Genomic DNA, 15,486 nt, shown 5'->3' on the forward strand with positions numbered 1-15,486 from the left:
TCCCGGTCGTACTTCTTCCGCTTCTCTGGCATCGTGCTCCTCATTATCGATGCCTCTACGGTTCGGGGGGAACCTCAACCCCCCACCAGTGGGGACTTTCTCATGGCCACGGACACCCCCGCATGCGCGGCGATCGTGCGCAGCCCCGGCGACGGTAACCCCACCGCCAGACCCAGCCACAACCGCAGGACTTCTCTGATCTCTTCCACAGCAACCTCCCGATAGCCCATGCCGCCGCCCCTTCCATGACTGCTCGTCACGGCCGAGTCAACGGGACCTGACCCCGGACCTTGGACACGTTGAATCCCGCAGTTCGCGGGGAGAAGCGAGATGATCAAGGTATGGCTCGGAGACACTATTCAGAGCAGTTTCGTCAGGACGCGGTGGACTTGTACGAGTCGACCCCCGGGGCCACGGTGCGCGGTATCGCCGCCGATCTTGGGGTCGAGCGCGGCACGTTGCGTCACTGGCTTGAGCGCTACGGCACCGGCCGCAAGACCGCTGCCGATGGCAGCGGGGCGGTCAGCCCGCTCAAGGCCCGCAACGGCGATGGGCCCGCTGTGGTGGGGCCAGAAAGCGCTGAGGCCAAGATCGCACGGTTGGAGAGGGAGAACGCGGCACTGCGTAGCGAGAAGCTCAAGCTGAGCACCGAACGGGAGATTTTGCGTCAGGCGGCCAAGTATTTCGCCGGGGAGACGAACTGGTGAGCCGCTTCCAGTTCGTCGCCGACCACCTCGACACCTACCCGGTCAAGTGGCTATGCGATCTCCTCGAGATCGCGTGTTCGTCGTTTTACGCCTGGCGCAAGGCGGCCCCGCGCCGGGCGGCTCGTGCGGAAGCTGATCATGTTTTGGCGCAACGTATTCGTGAGGTTCACGATGGTGACAGCACCTGTGGTGCACCGCGGATTACCGCGGAACTCAACGATGGGGTGGCGCTGGAGAACCGGGTCAATCACAAACGGGTGGCGCGGGTGATGCGCGCCCACGGCATTGTCGGTTATCGGCGGCGCCGTCGTGTGGTCACCACGATCCCTGAACCTGCCGATCGCATAGTCCCTGACCTGGTGGAACGCGATTTCACCGCGCCCGCCACGAACCGGGTGTATGTCGGCGATATCACGTATCTGCCGATCGCCGATGGCTCCAACCTGTACCTGGCTACGGTGATCGACTGCTACTCCCGACGGTTGACGGGGTGGGCGGTGGCCGATCATATGCGCACCGATCTCGTTGCCGATGCCTTGCAAGCGGCACAACAGACGCGAGGGTCGTTGTCGGGAGCGGTCTTTCACTCCGATCACGGCTCGGTCTACACCAGCAAGGCCTACGCCAACCTGTGCGCTGAACTCGGCGTGACCCAGTCCATGGGAGCGGTGGGCACCAGCGCCGACAATGCGATGGCCGAGTCGTTCAACGCCACGCTCAAACGCGAGGTCCTTCAAGATGAGCAGTCCTGGCCCGATGAGTTCACCTGCCGGCGTGAAGTCTTTGGGTGGCTCGTGCGTTACAACAACCGCCGAAGACACTCGTGGTGCGGGCACCAATCACCACTCACCTACGAAAACCGTTACGCTGCTACACTTCTACACGCAGCATAAATCCCACCCTGTGTCCAAGATCCGGGGTCAAGGCCCAACGGACAAAACAAGAGACCACCAGCGCAACGCGCCGGTGGTCCCATAACTGGCAATCCAGGTGGTCCCATCCCGATGGCAAAAATCAGCTCACAGCGGTCCCTTCACCGTGGCAAATGACACTCGCGGTACCTGACGCTTCGGCGAGAGTGTTGTCGGAGGAGTCGCGCACAGTGCTGACCGAGGGGTCGACTTTAAACTCGATCAGCCGGTCGGCATAGGCCAGCGATATGTATTGGGGGTTCATTTGGTCGACGCAAGACCATGAAGTACCCCAGGTTTAGTTCCTATGTGGTTGCGAGGGCCGGGGCGGCCGACTCGCAGATAGCTGAGGCGCCGTTGAGGGCGGCCTCGAACTCTGTGGGTGGTTGATAGTCGAGCGCTTCGTGTAGACGCTGTTGGTTGTACCACCAGACCCATTCGCAGGTGGCAAGCCCCACCTGCTCGACGGTGCGCCAAGGCCGACGCTGCCTGATCAGCTCGGTCCGTATGGTAGCCGCAACATGCCAACCGACGATCACGCGGGTGCAGGCATCGGTGACAAATTCGGTGTAGGCGAAGCCCTGCCAGGTTCGCACGCAGGTGATGTCGACGACCCATAGCTGGGACGACCCGTAGCTGGTTGGGTCGATCGGCACGAAACTGTCGCTGAACTCGGTCGGTAGGTCTGGCCGTGGTCGGGTCGGGACGGGTGGTGAAAGCCTTCGCTGCCCGCTGCACTCCGCGGACCCCGGCCAGTCGCATCAGCCGCCGGGTCTGATTCTCGGCCGATGTGGTGGCCGGCGCCGGCGGTGGTAGGTCCGTTCGATCCAGGTGACGATTGCGATCCGTAGCTGTTCACGGGTGTCCCAGCGTTGACGGTCGAGCACGTTGCGTTGCAGGAGCGCGAAGAAGATCTCCATAGCTGCGTTGTCCCCTCACGCCCCGACCTTGCCCATCGACCCCGTTGGACCGTGAGTATTCAAGGCGTGTAGGAATTTCCGCGACCGGAGCTGTGACCCTCGATCCGAGTGAACGATGCAGCCGGCCACCTCACCACGACGGGCCAGCGCGCTGTGCAACGCTGCCACGGCCAGTCGGGACTTTCATCCGGGAATCGATGCTGTAGCCGACGATCCGCCCTGAGTGCACGTCCTTGATTGCACACAGATAGAGCTTGCCCTCACGGGTGTGGTGTTCGGTGATACCAGTGAGCCACAACCGATGTGGCTCCTCGGCGGTGAAGTCGCGCTGGACCAGATCATCGTGGACTGGTGGTCCCGGTCGTCGGCCGTTACGACCTCGCTTCTTGCCGAACACCGACCACCAGGCGTTGTCGCGGCAGATCCGCCACGCGGTCCGCTCGGCCATCGACTCACCCACGGTGGCGGCTTCCCCGGCGAGGAATCGGTAGCCGAATTCCGGGTCCTCGCGGTGGGCATCGAACAGGGCATTCGCCCGATACGCCGCGGCCAGCTTGGCATTGGTGACCGGGCTGGCCAGCCACCGGTAGTAGGGCTGGCGCGAGAGCTGAAGTACCCGACACGACACGCGACGGCAATCCCGTCGGCGGCGAGCTCTTTCACGAGCGGGTACAGCCTTTTCCCGGCAGGTTCGCCTGCGATAGATACGCCGCCGCTCGACGCAGCACCTCGTTCTCCTGCTCAAGCAGGCGGATCCGCTTACGGGCCTCGCGCAGTTCAGCGGACTCGGTCGAGGTCACGCCAGGGCTGCGGCCCCCATCAATATTCGCGCGTCGCATCCACTTGTGCAGCGTCATCGGGTGCACACCGAAGTCGTTGGCGACCTGCTCGATCGTGACGCCTTCTCCACGATCACGAGCCACCCGGATCGCATCGTCTCGGAGCTCCTGGGGGTACGGCTTGGGCACAGCTACATCCTTCCCGACCGCCCGAAGGCAAGCCAGATCAGATGTCACCTATCCGTGCAGCAGTCCCTAGCGACAGTCCCGCGCGGATACTGGGGAACTAAACCAGGAGTACGTTAAACGGTTTCGTTGTTCGGCCACCAGCTGGTTTTGCCTAGTAGTGTCGCGATGGCCGGCACGACGATGGTGCGCACTATAAAGGTGTCGAGCAGTAGTCCGATACCGATGATCAGTCCAACTTGGGTCATGATGGAGATCGAGCCAGCCACGAGGCCGAACATGCTGGCAGCGAAGATGAGGCCGGCCGAGGTGATGACCGATCCGGTGTTGGTGACGGTTCGTAGAACGCCGATTCGTATGTTGTTCTGGGATTCCTCGCGTAGGCGAGAGATGAGCAGCATGTTGTAGTCTGCGCCGACGGCGACGAGGACTATGAAAGCCAATAGCGGTACAGGCCAGGCGATCTCGGTTTTGAGGATGTGTTGGAAGATTAGGACGCCGATGCCCAGTGCCGCGGTGTAGTTGAGGACGACGGTTCCTAGGAGATACAGCGGTGCGATGAGTGCTCGGAGGAGAAGGATTAGGATCAGGCCGACGATGATGAGGGTTGCCAGTGCCAGGAGTTGAAAGTCGTCGGCGAGTAGGCGTTGCAGGTCGGCGTTGATGGCGGGGAATCCGGCGATTGCGATGTGGGAGTCCTCCAGGGTGGTGTTCGGTCTGGCGGCGTTTGCAACATCGGTGATGGTGTTGGTCAGTTGTATGGCTTCGGTGCTGTAGGGGTCGAAGCTGGTTTGTATTGCGTAGCGCACGGTATGGCCGTCGGGCGAGACGAATTGGCGAGCGACATCGACAAAGCGGCGGTCTGCGTTGGCTTGAGGTGGCAGGTAGAAGCCGGTCGCGGAGTCTGTTCCGGCGGTTTCGCGGGCGGAGGTTTGGAGTTGCGTGGCTAGGGTGGCCATCCCGGCTAGTTGCTGAAGGTTGCTGTCGATCAGCGCGGACACGCCGTCGGCGAGTTGTCGTGATCCTGCGGCGAGCTGACTCACGCCAGTTTGGAGTTGAGTGATCTTAGCGGGCAGGTCTTGGTTGTTGATGGTGCTCAGGGTGGAGTTGAGGGAGTTGACGGTTGCGGTGAGTTGGTCGGTGACCGTCGTGAGGGGTGTGTCTAGTTGTGCGAGTTGTGTTGACAGGGTGGTGATCTGGTCGAGCAGTCCACTCCCTAGTGTGGCGTTGAGGTCGCGAATCTGTGCGCGCAGGGTTGCGCACTGGGGGACTTGGGCGCACCAGGGCGCTGAGTCGAGGAGGGGTAGGATTGAGGTCACTGTTGTCAGCGCCGCGGATGTTTGGCGGGTCAGGGCGGCAAGTTGTGGGGCGTTCTGTGAGGCGCGGTCGAGTGCGGGCGCGGACGCGGCGAGCTGGCGCAGGAGTGGTTGGTACTGCTGGATTTGTTGACCGGCGGTGCTTGCTTGGGTGAGGATACCGGCGAGTGGCGTCAGGTTGAGGCGTAGCTGGGTGTCGAGTTGGGCCAGCCCGTCGGCGAGCTGGTTGGCACCGGAGCGCAACTGCTCGAGGTCGCCTTTTCGTTGCTGGCCGTCTGCGACGGCGCCTGCCACCTGGTCCCCGATCTGACCGTTCTGCCACGACAGCTCGGCCTGTTCGAGTTTGTCGCCGGTGGGGCGGGTGACGCCGATGACGCGAGTCACCCCGGGAATTTGGGATACCCGCGAAGCCATCTGCTCGAGGTCGGCAAGTCCGCTGGCGGTGCGTAGGTCGATCGGCGCATCCACCACAAGAAACTCAGCAACCGTCACATCTGTGGGGAAATGGCGGTCAAGCAGCGCATATCCCTGGTTGCTGTCGGTCGTCGCGGGTTGGCCCTGGCGGTCGTCATAGGTGATGTGGATACCCATCGCGATCGTGCTCAGCACGATCAGCCCCACCATCGTTATAGCGAGAAGGGGGACTGGGCGGCGGACGACAAGCACCGCCACGCGATTCCAGTACTTGCGCGTGAGGTCTCGTCGGGGGTTGCCCCAACCGAAGCGGGCTGCCCACTGCAGCACCGGCGGCAGCAAGGTGACAGTGGCGAGGAACCCGATGAGGATCGCGATCGCGCAGGCCGGACCCAAGGTGGAAAAGACGCTCAGTTCGCCGAACGCCATAGCCAGGAATGCCAGTGCCACCGTCGCCGCCGAGGCCAAGATGACCCGTCCGATCGTCGCTGTAGCGTCCACAAGAGCATCCGCGGTAGGCGCGCCTTGGCGCAACCGCTCGTGATAGCGGCTGATGAAAAAGACTGAGTAGTCCACCCCGGCCCCGAGCAGAATGACCGTCATGAATGCGACGGTGAACTGAGACACCGGCATTCCGAGCTCACCTAGTGCGGACAAGACGCCGCGGCCCACCCCAAGGCTGACACCAATCACCAGCAACGGCACCAGTGCTGTGAACAGCGATCGGTACACCACCAGCAAGATCAGGGCGATCAGCGCGACTGTGGCCAAAGTGATCACGACCAGGTCGCTCTCGGCACTCACGATCTGATCACTGAAGGTGGCTGCGGGTCCGGTGACATGAACCGCGGTACCAGTATCTTCAAACACCCGGCGTGCGGTTTCGCGGACGGTTTCCACCGCATGAGTCGCCGCCGGACCGCCCAGGGTCCCCGAGACCCCGACGGGCAGATACCAGGCCTTGCCATCCTCACTCAACGCCTGGCGGGCAGTGATCGGATCCGACAGCAAGTCACGAACCGATTGCACATCGTCAAAATTTTCACGGAGCTGTAGGACCAACGCGTCGTATCGCTCTCGCGTGACCTCTGTAAGCCCATTCGGGTTCTCCATGGTCACGAAGACAGTGGTCTTAGCGCCCTTTTCCCCGAATGCGCCACCCATTTGATCAAGAGCTTGAAAGGACGGAACCCCTGCAGGGATCGGATCTACCGATTGCTGCCGCACCACCGTCTCCAACTGAGGAAACAGCACCGCCAACACCACCCCGACAGCTATCCACACCCCGATGACCAGGGACTTGTGCGTCAAAGTGAACCGCGCGATTCGTCCCAACGTGGAGCTGTACTCGCTGCGCTCGACCAACGGCCGCCTTGCCAAGCGCTTGTCATCGGGACGATGGACCACCATACGCAGTACCTCACCAACTCATCTGGCCCACAGTGGAACCATCGGTAGCGCTACGCTACAAGTTGTAGCGTAAAAGTGGAAGGCGGTGAGGCTATGTAGGCGGGCGCCGCCTGTGCGCCGCAAGAAAGTCATCGACGAGGCGCTCGAGATCAGCGACATCCATCGCGCGAATCCCGGTGAGCTTGGCGAAGACCAGAGGGCCTGCCAGCTGAGTGATCGCCATGGTCAAGTCCGGATCGTCGAGTTCAGCGGCGGCCGCGCTACTTGTCAACACTCGATCAAAGGGTTCTCGGTACTGGTTGACTACGCGCATCCGCAACGGCCCCAATGCGTTTGGTTCTTCGCCAGGTTGCTTGGGAACCATTGCCAACCAAGCCAGTGTGGTCAACTGCAACGGAGCCTGTTCGATGAGAGCAGCCTGGCGTTGCATCAATGTGACCAGGTCATCGCGAATCGATTGCGAGGTTTCAGGGTTGTCCACCTGAGGCAACAACCGCTCGAAGGCTGCTGCCACCAGGTCCGTGGTGCTCTCAAAATGTCGATACAGCGTGGTGCGGGCTACGCGAGATAGCCGGGTTACAGCCTCCACGGTGACCGCTTCGACCCCACCGCTGCTGAGCAGGGTCGCGGCAGCATCCAACAACCGCGCCCGCGAGCGAACCCGCCTCGGGTCCACATCATCGATATCGGCGATCTCCACCCTTGCCCACTTCCCGCTCCAGACCAACAGCACAAACGATACCGTCGGTAACAGAACGAAACTGCGAGTGCTCGAACACCGAACGAGGACCGCAGAGAGGACCACCCAATGGGCTTCGATCAGCGGCTACCAGCGCACTCGCCATCATGTATGGGATGTGGCAGCGACAACCCCAGCGGACTCCAGCTCGAGGTATACAGGCATGACGACCACGTCTACGCTGATCTAACCTTCGACGAACGCCAATCAGGAGCACCCGGCCTAGCCCATGGCGGTGCCATCTCAGCAGCCTGCGACGACATCATGGGATTCACCCTGTGGATCGCCCGCACACCTGCAGTCACTCGAACACTCACCGTCGAGTACCGACACCCAGTGCCACTGCACACACCCGTGCACCTCGTCGCCACGGTCGTCGATAACACCGCTCGGGCACTCTCCATCAAAGCGGTCGGCACAGTAGGCAAGAAAGCGTATTTCACCGCGAACGCCGTGTTCGTGAAAGTTGACTTAAGTCACTTTCAGAACCACGGAGACCCGGACGCCGCCACAGACCTGATTACTCGATTCCTTCAAGCCGACTAGAATACCGTAACCGCGCCTGCATCTGGTGTTACCCGATACAGCAAGGCTGCATCAACCCTGAGGGCGAGACGTATCTAACCCATTCGCAGCGCCTTACCGCCCTCCCCGTGAACCGAGCGCTTAGCTTGTGAGGTGAGCCCTCCTGGGTGGTCCAGTCGTTGTGGGACTCTGTTGCTCGATTGTTCGAGCAGGAAGAATCAACGACGTCATGACATCGAACAAGCGCCGCCGGCACACGCCGGAGCAGATCATCCGCAAGCTCGCCGAGGGCAATATGCTCCTCGCCGCTGGTCAGGAACTCGACGAGGTGTGCCGGCACCTCGAAGTCGCGGAGTCCACGTGGCATCGCTGGCTGGCCCAGTACGGCGGCATGAAAGCTGATGACGCCAAGCGGCTCAAAGAACTCGAGGCGGAGAACGCCCGACTCAAGAAGCTCGTGGCCAACCAGGCCCTCGACATTGACATGCTCAAGGACCTGTCGTCGGGAAACTTTTGACCCCGAACCGTAAACGCCGCGCCGTGACGGTGCTGCAAGAACGGTTCGGGGTGTCTCAGCGTCGGGCGTGTGCGGTGGTCGGTATCCACCGCTCGACGATGCGCCTGAGGACACAACCAGCGGACGACGAGGACACCAGGCTGAGGGCCTGGCTACGCAGGTTCTCCACCGACCGGCCCCGGTGGGGGTGGCGGCGAGCAGCGAAGATGGCACGCAAATCCGGATGGGCGGTCAACGACAAACGTATTCGTCGACTATGGTGTGAGGAAGGACTTCGAGTGCCCCAGCGCCGCAAAAAGAAGCGGTTGACCGGCGTCGGTGTCACCGTAGGGGCGATGTGTCCTATCCGGCCGAACGTGATCTGGGCGATGGACTTCCAATTCGACACCCTCGCTGATGGTCGTACGATCAAGCTACTCAACATCATTGATGAGTACACCCGAGAGTGCCTGGCCATCGAGATCGGCAGGTCAATCGACGCCGACCAAGTGGTCGCAGTCCTTGACACGCTGGCTTTGACCCGCGGGGCGCCGGTCTACGTGCGGTTCGACAACGGCCCCGAATTCGTCGCCCACGCCGTACGCGACTGGTGCCGATTCACCGGCACCGGAGCCTTGTTCATCGACCCCGGTTCGCCATGGCAGAACGGCTGGATCGAATCGTTCAACGGTCGACTACGCGATGAACTGCTCAACTCGTGGCGCTTCGATTCTCTGCTCGAAGCCCAAGTGATCACCGAGGATTGGAGGACCGACTACAACACCGCCAGGCCCCACAGCGCCCACGGCGAACTCAGCCCCGCTGAATTCGCTCTACAGTGGACCACGACCCACCAATCCCAAGCCGCATAGCGACTGGACCACCAAACGGGTCCCCCTCACCATCAAGTCGCGCATCGCGCTGGAGCCGCAATGGCCGCCCATTCGGTGTGGATAGGTGTCGAGCAATGACTCGGACATTGTCATGGTCTCCCTAGTGGTGGTGGACACTGTGCGACGGGATCTGGCCGACAGGTGGTGGCACGGGTGTTCGAGCGGGCAGTAACCTGCGGCGGTAGCCCGCCGGAGCGCACACTATGCGCGGAATGCGTCGGACGGAGCTGGCCGTCCCGAGAAGATCAGAGGGCCGTAGGCATGCCGCAGGCCCGCCAGGATTTCCTCGAGGGGCAAGTCGTTGTAGACGCCGCGTTCGTGCACGTACTCCATGTGCGCGGAGCCGTCCGCCGCGTGCGCGTGAAACAACGCGTCGCGATCGCCGGTGAAGTCGATAGGTGGGACCCCGAATCGAGTGCACAATTCAATGTTGAACGCGGGTGTAGCTTTCAACCAGCGCCCCTCGATGTAGACGTGGCTGTATCCGTGATATACGAAGACGTCGGTTCCCATGAGTTCGCGCAGCGCGTCGGTCTGCAGATGATTGCGTACATCAGCGAAGCCGAGCCGGGCCGGTATGTTTGCCGCGCGGAACGCGGCTGTCAGTACGACCGCTTTGGGTACGCAGTACCCACGTCCGGACTCGATGACATGGCTGGCCCGGTAATGATCGGGCTTGTCAGAGACGGTGTAGGGGTCGTAACGGATCTGGTCTCGGACTGCGGCGAAGAGGCGCCGCGCCTTCTCGCGATCGGTGTCCGCGTCGCCGACCGCGTCTTGGGTGAAGGCCTGCACGGTCGCGTGATGGATGTCGAGGAAGGTCGATGCTGTGAGCGCCGCCGCCGGCCTTTCCGCTGCCGCGGGTGATGTGGTCATGGTGTGGCTCCGATCAGTTCGGACCTGTCGAGCGACGAACGCTGTGCGATCGTACGCTTCGCGTTCATGAAATCCTTGGGTCTGTTGACGCAGTCCGCGGCGATCAGCTCGCCGTCGTTGAAGTAGTAACAGGTGAAGTCACGGTCGTGGTCAGGGTCACCGCTGACCAGTACCTCGTCGTACCCGGTGTTGAGCCCGGCGATCTGCAGCTTCAGATCGTATTGATCGGACCAGAACCAAGGCAGCGCGGTGAGACCGGCTTCGTTGCCGCAGATGGTCGCTGCCGCGACCTTGGCCTGCTCGGTGGCGGCCGCCACACATTCGAGGCGGACGCGCCTGTCGTACCGTGCGATCCGTTGGTTGACGCAGTCGCCGGCGGCGACGATGTCGGGGTCGCTGGTGCGTGCATGGTCGTCGACGATGACTCCGTCGTCAACCTCGAGGCCCGCGGCGACCGCGAGATCCGTGTTGGGAATGATGCCGACACCGACGATGACGAGGTCCGCGGCCAGGGTCTCACCGTCGGCGAGCACCACCTCTTCGACTCGCCCCTCCCCGCGAAAACCCTCGACCAACGCGCTGGTGCGAACATCGACACCCTCGGTCCGGTGGGTACGGTCGAAAAACCTCGAGACCACCGGCGCGGTCACCCGCTCGAGCACGCGTTCCGCAGCCTCGAGAACAGTGACGTCCACACCCTGAGCTCGAAGTGAGGCGGCCGTCTCCAGGCCGATATAGCCGCCGCCGACGATGACGGCCCGGCAACCTGGCACCACCGCGGCACGGATGGCCTCGACGTCGGTGGCGGTGCGCAAGTAGTGGACGCCCGTCAACTCGGCGCCCGGAACGGTCAGCGCGCGGGCGCGCGCGCCGGTGCACAGTGCCAGCGTGGCGTAAGACACCACGTCTCCACTGTTGAGGGTGACGGTGTGCGCGGAACGGTTGATCGCCGTCGCCGTTCCGTCCACGAGCTCGATCCGCTGCTTGTCGTAGAACTGACGTCCGCGGATCGCGCAGTCATCAAGCTGTGATGCACCTGCCAGGTATGCCTTGGACAGCGGTGGACGCTGGTAGGGGAGCCTGCCCTCGTCGCCGATCAGCAAGACATCCCCGGCCCATTTCTCCTTTCGGAGAGCGCCCGCGAGTTGGACGCCGGCGTGGCTCGCGCCGAGGATGACGACCTGATCAGCCGTCACATTTCCCCCTTGGGGGTCAGGCGAACCATCATCTTGCTGATCCCACGGACAAAGTTCGATTGCACGTACTCCGGCTCACCCACCACCTCGATGTTGTCGAAGCGAGGGAGGAGCTCCTCCCACAGGATGCGTAGCTGGAGCTCGGCGAGCCGGTTGCCCATGCAGCGGTGTACACCGAAACCGAACGCGATGTGGTTGCGGGCGTTGGCCCGGTCGATGATGAGCTCGTCTGGACGCTCGAAGACGCGCTCGTCTCGGTTGCCCGAGGCGTACCACATCACCACCTTGTCACCCTTGCGGATGAACTGGCCGCCGAGCATGACGTCCTTCTTGGCGACCCTGCGCATGTAAGCAAGAGGGGTCTGCCAGCGGATGATCTCCGACACCGCGTTGGGGATGAGGTCGGGGTTGGCCTTGAGCTTCTCGAACTGCTCGGGGTATTCGTTGAGGGCCAGCACTCCGCCGCTCATGGAGTTGCGGGTCGTGTCATTGCCGCCGACGATCAGCAGCACGAGGTTACCGAGGAACTCCATGGGGCGATCGTCGAGGAGGTTCTTGGTGTCCTCGTTGCTTTGCAGCATGGTGATGAGGTCGAAGCCAGGCTCTTCGCCGGCCACGGTACGTGCCGCCTTGTCCCGCCACAGCGAACTCAGGCCTTGCGCCATCGCGACCATCTCACGGAAGACCCTGTCGTTGTCCGAGGGGCCGCCGTTGGCCTGCTCCATCGAGGTCGCGAGGTCGGACCATTCGACCAGCTTGTGCCGCTTGTCGTAAGGGAAGTCAAGTAGCGTCGCGAGCATGCGTGCAGTGAGTTCGATCGACACAGTCTGGACCCAGTCAAACGGCTCGTTGAGTGGGAGGCCGTCGAGGACTTCGCGGACGCGCGCGCGGATGAGCCCCTCCATCTCACGAAGGTTCTTCGGAGCCACCACGCCCTGCACTGCGGCGCGCTGCTTGTCGTGCCGGGGCGGATCCATCGCGATGAACATCGCGATGTCCATGAAACGCGGGGGCCTGCCGATGATGATGAACGGTTCGGCGGAGAACGCCTCGTGATTCTTGTCGACCGCGATGATGTCGGCGTGTCGCGTGACCGACCAGAACGGACCGAAGGGGCTCTCCGAACGGAAGTGCACCGGCGCCTCGTTGCGGACACGCTCGAAGTACGAGCGCCACATACCCTGGCGATACAGGAACGGGTTACTCAGGTCGATTTCGGCGAGATCGACCTCGTCCACCGGCGGGATCGGGGTCTCGGTGAAGATCTTCTGGCCGTCGGTCCTTGTGACGATTCGGCGGGTCTTGTCATAGACATGCGCCCCCCGGATCTGAAGGTCGATCGGGATCATTGATTGCGCCTTCTCGGCGACGGTGGCTGCGATGCTCATGATTGCATTCCTTCGTCGTTGCGGGTCAGAGTTGGAATTCCGGGAGGCGAACAGTCAGGCCGTCCCACTCCTCAGTCGCGATCATCTGGCAGGACAGCCGCGAGGTTCCTTCCCGTTCCGGATGCATGCTCAGCATCTCTTCCTCGCCCTCGCCGCTGCGCCCGACGGTCTTGATCCACGCCGGGTCGACAATGACGTGACACGTACCGCAGGCCGCTTCGCCACCACAATCACCGTCGATGCCGGGGACGGCTTCGTCGACGGCGGTCTGCATGAGCGACTTCCCCTCCACGAGATCGGCTTCGTAGTCGTCTCCATCGTGGGTGATGTATGTGATCGTGGCCATGGCCACCTCCTTGCACGTATGAGGTTCCCCTTGAGTGTGAATGTGCGGATCCCGACCGATCCATGTGTGAACGTCGCAATCTGTTGTTAATCTGGCTCACGTGACCCTCGGTGAATCCGGTGTGCCCCCGTTGGCGTTTGCACAGCTTCTCGACAGCGGTGCGCTGGGCACGGAGGCGACGAGCGCATTCGGTCGGATAATGGCCCAGGAGGGCACCGACCTCAGAACGTTGATCACGCAAGAAGCGCAGGTGCCGATGCAATGGTTTCATGACGTGTATCCGACGATGGGGCCGCACGACGGGTTTCGGCTGGGCCTCGCATTCGCTGAGCACGCTCAGCTGACCTCCTTCGGTCCACTGAGCCTGCCGCTGGTCAGTGCCGGGTCGGTCGTTGACATCGTCGAGTTGCTTCGTTTTCTGCCGTTGATCTCGACGGCGCTAAGTGCGGACTTTCATCATGGCGCCAGTGGTCTTACCATCGGTCTCGCAGGGCGCACCGACAGCGCGGGTACCGACTGCTTTGCCGTCACTTATGGGGGCCTGACCGTTCTGCGTCTGGTGAAAATACTCACAGGAGATGTGTCCTCAGCAGAGTTACACCTGACCTGCCCGGCGCCGACCGAGCCGCTGAACGTGGGAGAGATAGGGCATCGAGTCGTCTTCGATGCGCCAGCGTCATTTGTTCGCATACCAGCCGAGGCGCTTCATGAGGTGTGCCGCTTTTCCGATCCCGTCGCCTACCGGATCGGTACCGCCGAACTGCGACGGCTCTGCGATCAGCGGCGTCACAACTCGTACACGCAGCGCGTCCGAGCCCAGTTTGATGCAGACCCTGCTCGAGTCAACGCTAGTCGGATCGCAGCAGAGCTGTCGGTATCGGTAAGCACACTCAAACGGCACCTACACGCCGAGGGCACCACCCTGCGCCGCCTACGACAGCAATTCATGCAGGAGCACGCCATCCTCCGACTTCTCGATCCCGGCGTCGGAATCGGCCAGATTGCTACCGAACTGGGGTACTGCGACGTCGCAAGCTTTTCTCATGCGTTTGCTCGGTGGGTCGGCTGCTCCCCGTCGCAGTTTCGACTTCGACGTGCACGCCCGCCAGCCGCATGAATGCTCGACCAGCCCAATCGGGGCGTCAGCTGATTACACCACAACGAATTTCGCGACTGGTTCATAACGTTTCGATACGGTAACCCGGGCCCGCCCCGTCCGAAGCGCACGGTCGTTACAAGTCAGCCAGCATCGCCTACGCGGCAATTCTCAGCCACACCTCAACGTCTGCCGCCTCGCCGAGGACACCAGCCGGTTCGTTCTAGCCACCGTTATGGCATTCACCGAACGAATCCAGTCGGGCCTTCGGGACATTGCAACACCGCAGCAACGACGTTTGATAGACGCACATATGCGATACCGCCACGAGAATGTTTCGGTCGTCACCCTCGACCGCGAGATCATGATCACCGACGACGGTTTTCGCACACCAACTGCCCGACCGACCGACAATCTGGGCGGCCTGCTACGTCACGTAACGAGGCCATTCGCCGCATCGAGTGACGACGATCACGCCATGTTAATGTTAACTAGCCGCAATTTCCCGCTTGCCGAATACGACATGGGGCCGAGGATGATGCCGGCCGGCGCGGGAGGACGACTCGGGCGCCATCTTTACCCCTCAGCCAAGACGCGCACCCGTGACGAATACATTTGACACCGAGCATGACCGACTCTGCCACAGCCGCTTTAGCTGGTAAGGAAACGTGTCAGAGTAGGACGAGTTGTCGGCGCCGAACGTCCGCCGATGTCGCGGACGGCCGATGGTTCGAAGTCAGGCAGAGAGGGAGCCGATCGCTGCTTGCTCGCCGTCGCGGCCACTCCATGTTGCTATCCCTCCGATGAGAACTGCGCCCATGGCGCCTCCCGTGCGGCCGCGGGGCCACTGAATCCCCGTCCGCTCGATCTGGTCCTGCACCAGATTTGCTCAGCCAACAGCTACGGCTTCTTCTCCGGCAGTGGCCAACACCCCTTCACCGGAGTGCCCCATTCCATGAGACATGCCGCCCTCAGGGGTGACGTCGCTTGACAGCCAGACGTAATCCAGCTCGTCATCCTCGCGAATCTGGCGATGCTGACGTGTAAGGGCTCGGGACATGCTTGACGTCGTGTCGTCGGGACATCGTTGACGTCTCACGCTTGTCGGTGGTCGCAGTCAGAGTGTGGGGGGTGTCCTTCTCTGCTGAGACTGAATCCGATGCTGAGATCGCTGCACGGGTGCGTGTCGACGGTCACGTAATTCCCCAGGTGTGTCCGTCACGGATTTCCCCATGTTCGGGTGTGCTGGGTTGAGGGTAGCTGGGGTTGTGGGTTAGGTGGTTTTCGG

General features: G+C 62.2%; 12 protein-coding genes and 1 pseudogene. 5 read left to right on the forward strand and 8 right to left on the reverse strand.

The features are described from left to right. Positions 1-341 precede the first annotated feature (341 nt). Positions 342-1,600 (forward strand): IS3 family transposase gene (locus A5788_RS00235; protein ID WP_085949121.1). Its coding sequence is split into 2 segments (ribosomal slippage): positions 342-687 and positions 687-1,600, totalling 1,260 coding nucleotides; the frame shifts between segments, so codons are not numbered across the junction. A gap of 323 nt (positions 1,601-1,923) precedes the next feature. Here A5788_RS00235 and A5788_RS00240 read toward each other — a convergent pair. The 4 genes and pseudogenes from A5788_RS00240 to A5788_RS00265 all read right to left on the reverse strand — a co-directional run bounded on the left by A5788_RS00240 (position 1,924) and on the right by A5788_RS00265 (position 7,343). Continuing rightward, entirely contained in the window at positions 1,924-2,274 is a 351-nt protein-coding gene (locus A5788_RS00240; protein ID WP_005194698.1) for an integrase core domain-containing protein, read from the reverse strand. Positions 2,275-2,379: 105 nt separating this feature from the next. Next, positions 2,380-3,506: pseudogene (locus tag A5788_RS24180) on the reverse strand (IS3 family transposase). A gap of 113 nt (positions 3,507-3,619) precedes the next feature. Then, a complete protein-coding gene (locus tag A5788_RS00260) occupies positions 3,620-6,643 on the reverse strand; it encodes an MMPL/RND family transporter (RefSeq protein ID WP_064869968.1) in 3,024 nt (1,007 codons plus the stop codon). 91 nt (positions 6,644-6,734) lie between these two features. Then, positions 6,735-7,343, reverse strand: a complete 609-nt coding sequence (locus A5788_RS00265; protein WP_005194691.1) for a TetR/AcrR family transcriptional regulator — start codon at positions 7,341-7,343, stop codon at positions 6,735-6,737. 108 nt (positions 7,344-7,451) lie between these two features. On the opposite strand from A5788_RS00265, the gene A5788_RS00270 reads away from it, so the two are divergent. Both A5788_RS00270 and A5788_RS00280 read left to right on the forward strand, forming a co-directional pair. Then, entirely contained in the window at positions 7,452-7,928 is a 477-nt protein-coding gene (locus A5788_RS00270; protein ID WP_005194688.1) for a PaaI family thioesterase, read from the forward strand. A 208-nt stretch (positions 7,929-8,136) separates the two neighbouring features. Next, positions 8,137-9,275, forward strand: a protein-coding gene (locus tag A5788_RS00280) for an IS3 family transposase (protein WP_085949120.1) whose coding sequence is annotated in 2 segments (ribosomal slippage) — positions 8,137-8,407 and positions 8,407-9,275 — 1,140 coding nt in all. Because the reading frame shifts where the segments join, the coding sequence is not laid out codon by codon here. A 222-nt stretch (positions 9,276-9,497) separates the two neighbouring features. On the opposite strand, the gene A5788_RS00285 is transcribed toward A5788_RS00280, so the two are convergent. From A5788_RS00285 to A5788_RS00300, 4 genes are read right to left on the reverse strand one after another with little or no spacing between them, the layout of a single operon-like run. Continuing rightward, the gene (locus A5788_RS00285; RefSeq protein ID WP_005195131.1) at positions 9,498-10,172 is read right to left on the reverse strand and encodes a transglutaminase-like domain-containing protein; all 675 of its coding nucleotides are present in this window, start codon (positions 10,170-10,172) and stop codon (positions 9,498-9,500) included. Then, the gene (locus A5788_RS00290; RefSeq protein ID WP_005195132.1) at positions 10,169-11,368 is read right to left on the reverse strand and encodes an NAD(P)/FAD-dependent oxidoreductase; all 1,200 of its coding nucleotides are present in this window, start codon (positions 11,366-11,368) and stop codon (positions 10,169-10,171) included. The genes A5788_RS00285 and A5788_RS00290 overlap by 4 nt, the downstream gene beginning before the upstream one ends. Next, positions 11,365-12,756 (reverse strand): cytochrome P450, encoded by a 1,392-nt coding sequence (locus A5788_RS00295; RefSeq protein WP_005195133.1) that lies wholly within the window; start codon positions 12,754-12,756, stop codon positions 11,365-11,367. The genes A5788_RS00290 and A5788_RS00295 overlap by 4 nt, the downstream gene beginning before the upstream one ends. A gap of 25 nt (positions 12,757-12,781) precedes the next feature. Then, positions 12,782-13,102 (reverse strand): 2Fe-2S iron-sulfur cluster-binding protein, encoded by a 321-nt coding sequence (locus A5788_RS00300; RefSeq protein WP_005195134.1) that lies wholly within the window; start codon positions 13,100-13,102, stop codon positions 12,782-12,784. Positions 13,103-13,202: 100 nt separating this feature from the next. Between A5788_RS00300 and A5788_RS00305 the strand changes: the two genes are divergently transcribed. Next, positions 13,203-14,219 (forward strand): helix-turn-helix domain-containing protein, encoded by a 1,017-nt coding sequence (locus A5788_RS00305; protein ID WP_005195135.1) that lies wholly within the window; start codon positions 13,203-13,205, stop codon positions 14,217-14,219. Between the two features lie 214 nt (positions 14,220-14,433). Then, complete coding sequence (locus A5788_RS00310) at positions 14,434-14,817, forward strand: hypothetical protein (protein ID WP_223372675.1); 384 nt, start codon at positions 14,434-14,436, stop codon at positions 14,815-14,817. Positions 14,818-15,486 lie beyond the last annotated feature (669 nt).

The sequence above is a fragment of the Gordonia sp. 852002-50816_SCH5313054-c genome, assembly GCF_001665925.1.
GTDB lineage: Bacteria > Actinomycetota > Actinomycetes > Mycobacteriales > Mycobacteriaceae > Gordonia > Gordonia jacobaea.

Excerpts from the sequence above, each read along its gene's own strand:
- A5788_RS00260 (WP_064869968.1), bottom strand. The coding sequence starts at position 6,643 with ATGGTGGTCCATCGTCCCGATGACAAGCGCTTGGCAAGGCGGCCGTTG.
- A5788_RS00270 (WP_005194688.1), top strand. The coding sequence starts at position 7,452 with ATGGGCTTCGATCAGCGGCTACCAGCGCACTCGCCATCATGTATGGGA.
- A5788_RS00285 (WP_005195131.1), bottom strand. The coding sequence starts at position 10,172 with ATGACCACATCACCCGCGGCAGCGGAAAGGCCGGCGGCGGCGCTCACA.
- A5788_RS00295 (WP_005195133.1), bottom strand. The coding sequence starts at position 12,756 with ATGAGCATCGCAGCCACCGTCGCCGAGAAGGCGCAATCAATGATCCCG.
- A5788_RS00300 (WP_005195134.1), bottom strand. The coding sequence starts at position 13,102 with ATGGCCACGATCACATACATCACCCACGATGGAGACGACTACGAAGCC.
- A5788_RS00310 (WP_223372675.1), top strand. The coding sequence starts at position 14,434 with ATGGCATTCACCGAACGAATCCAGTCGGGCCTTCGGGACATTGCAACA.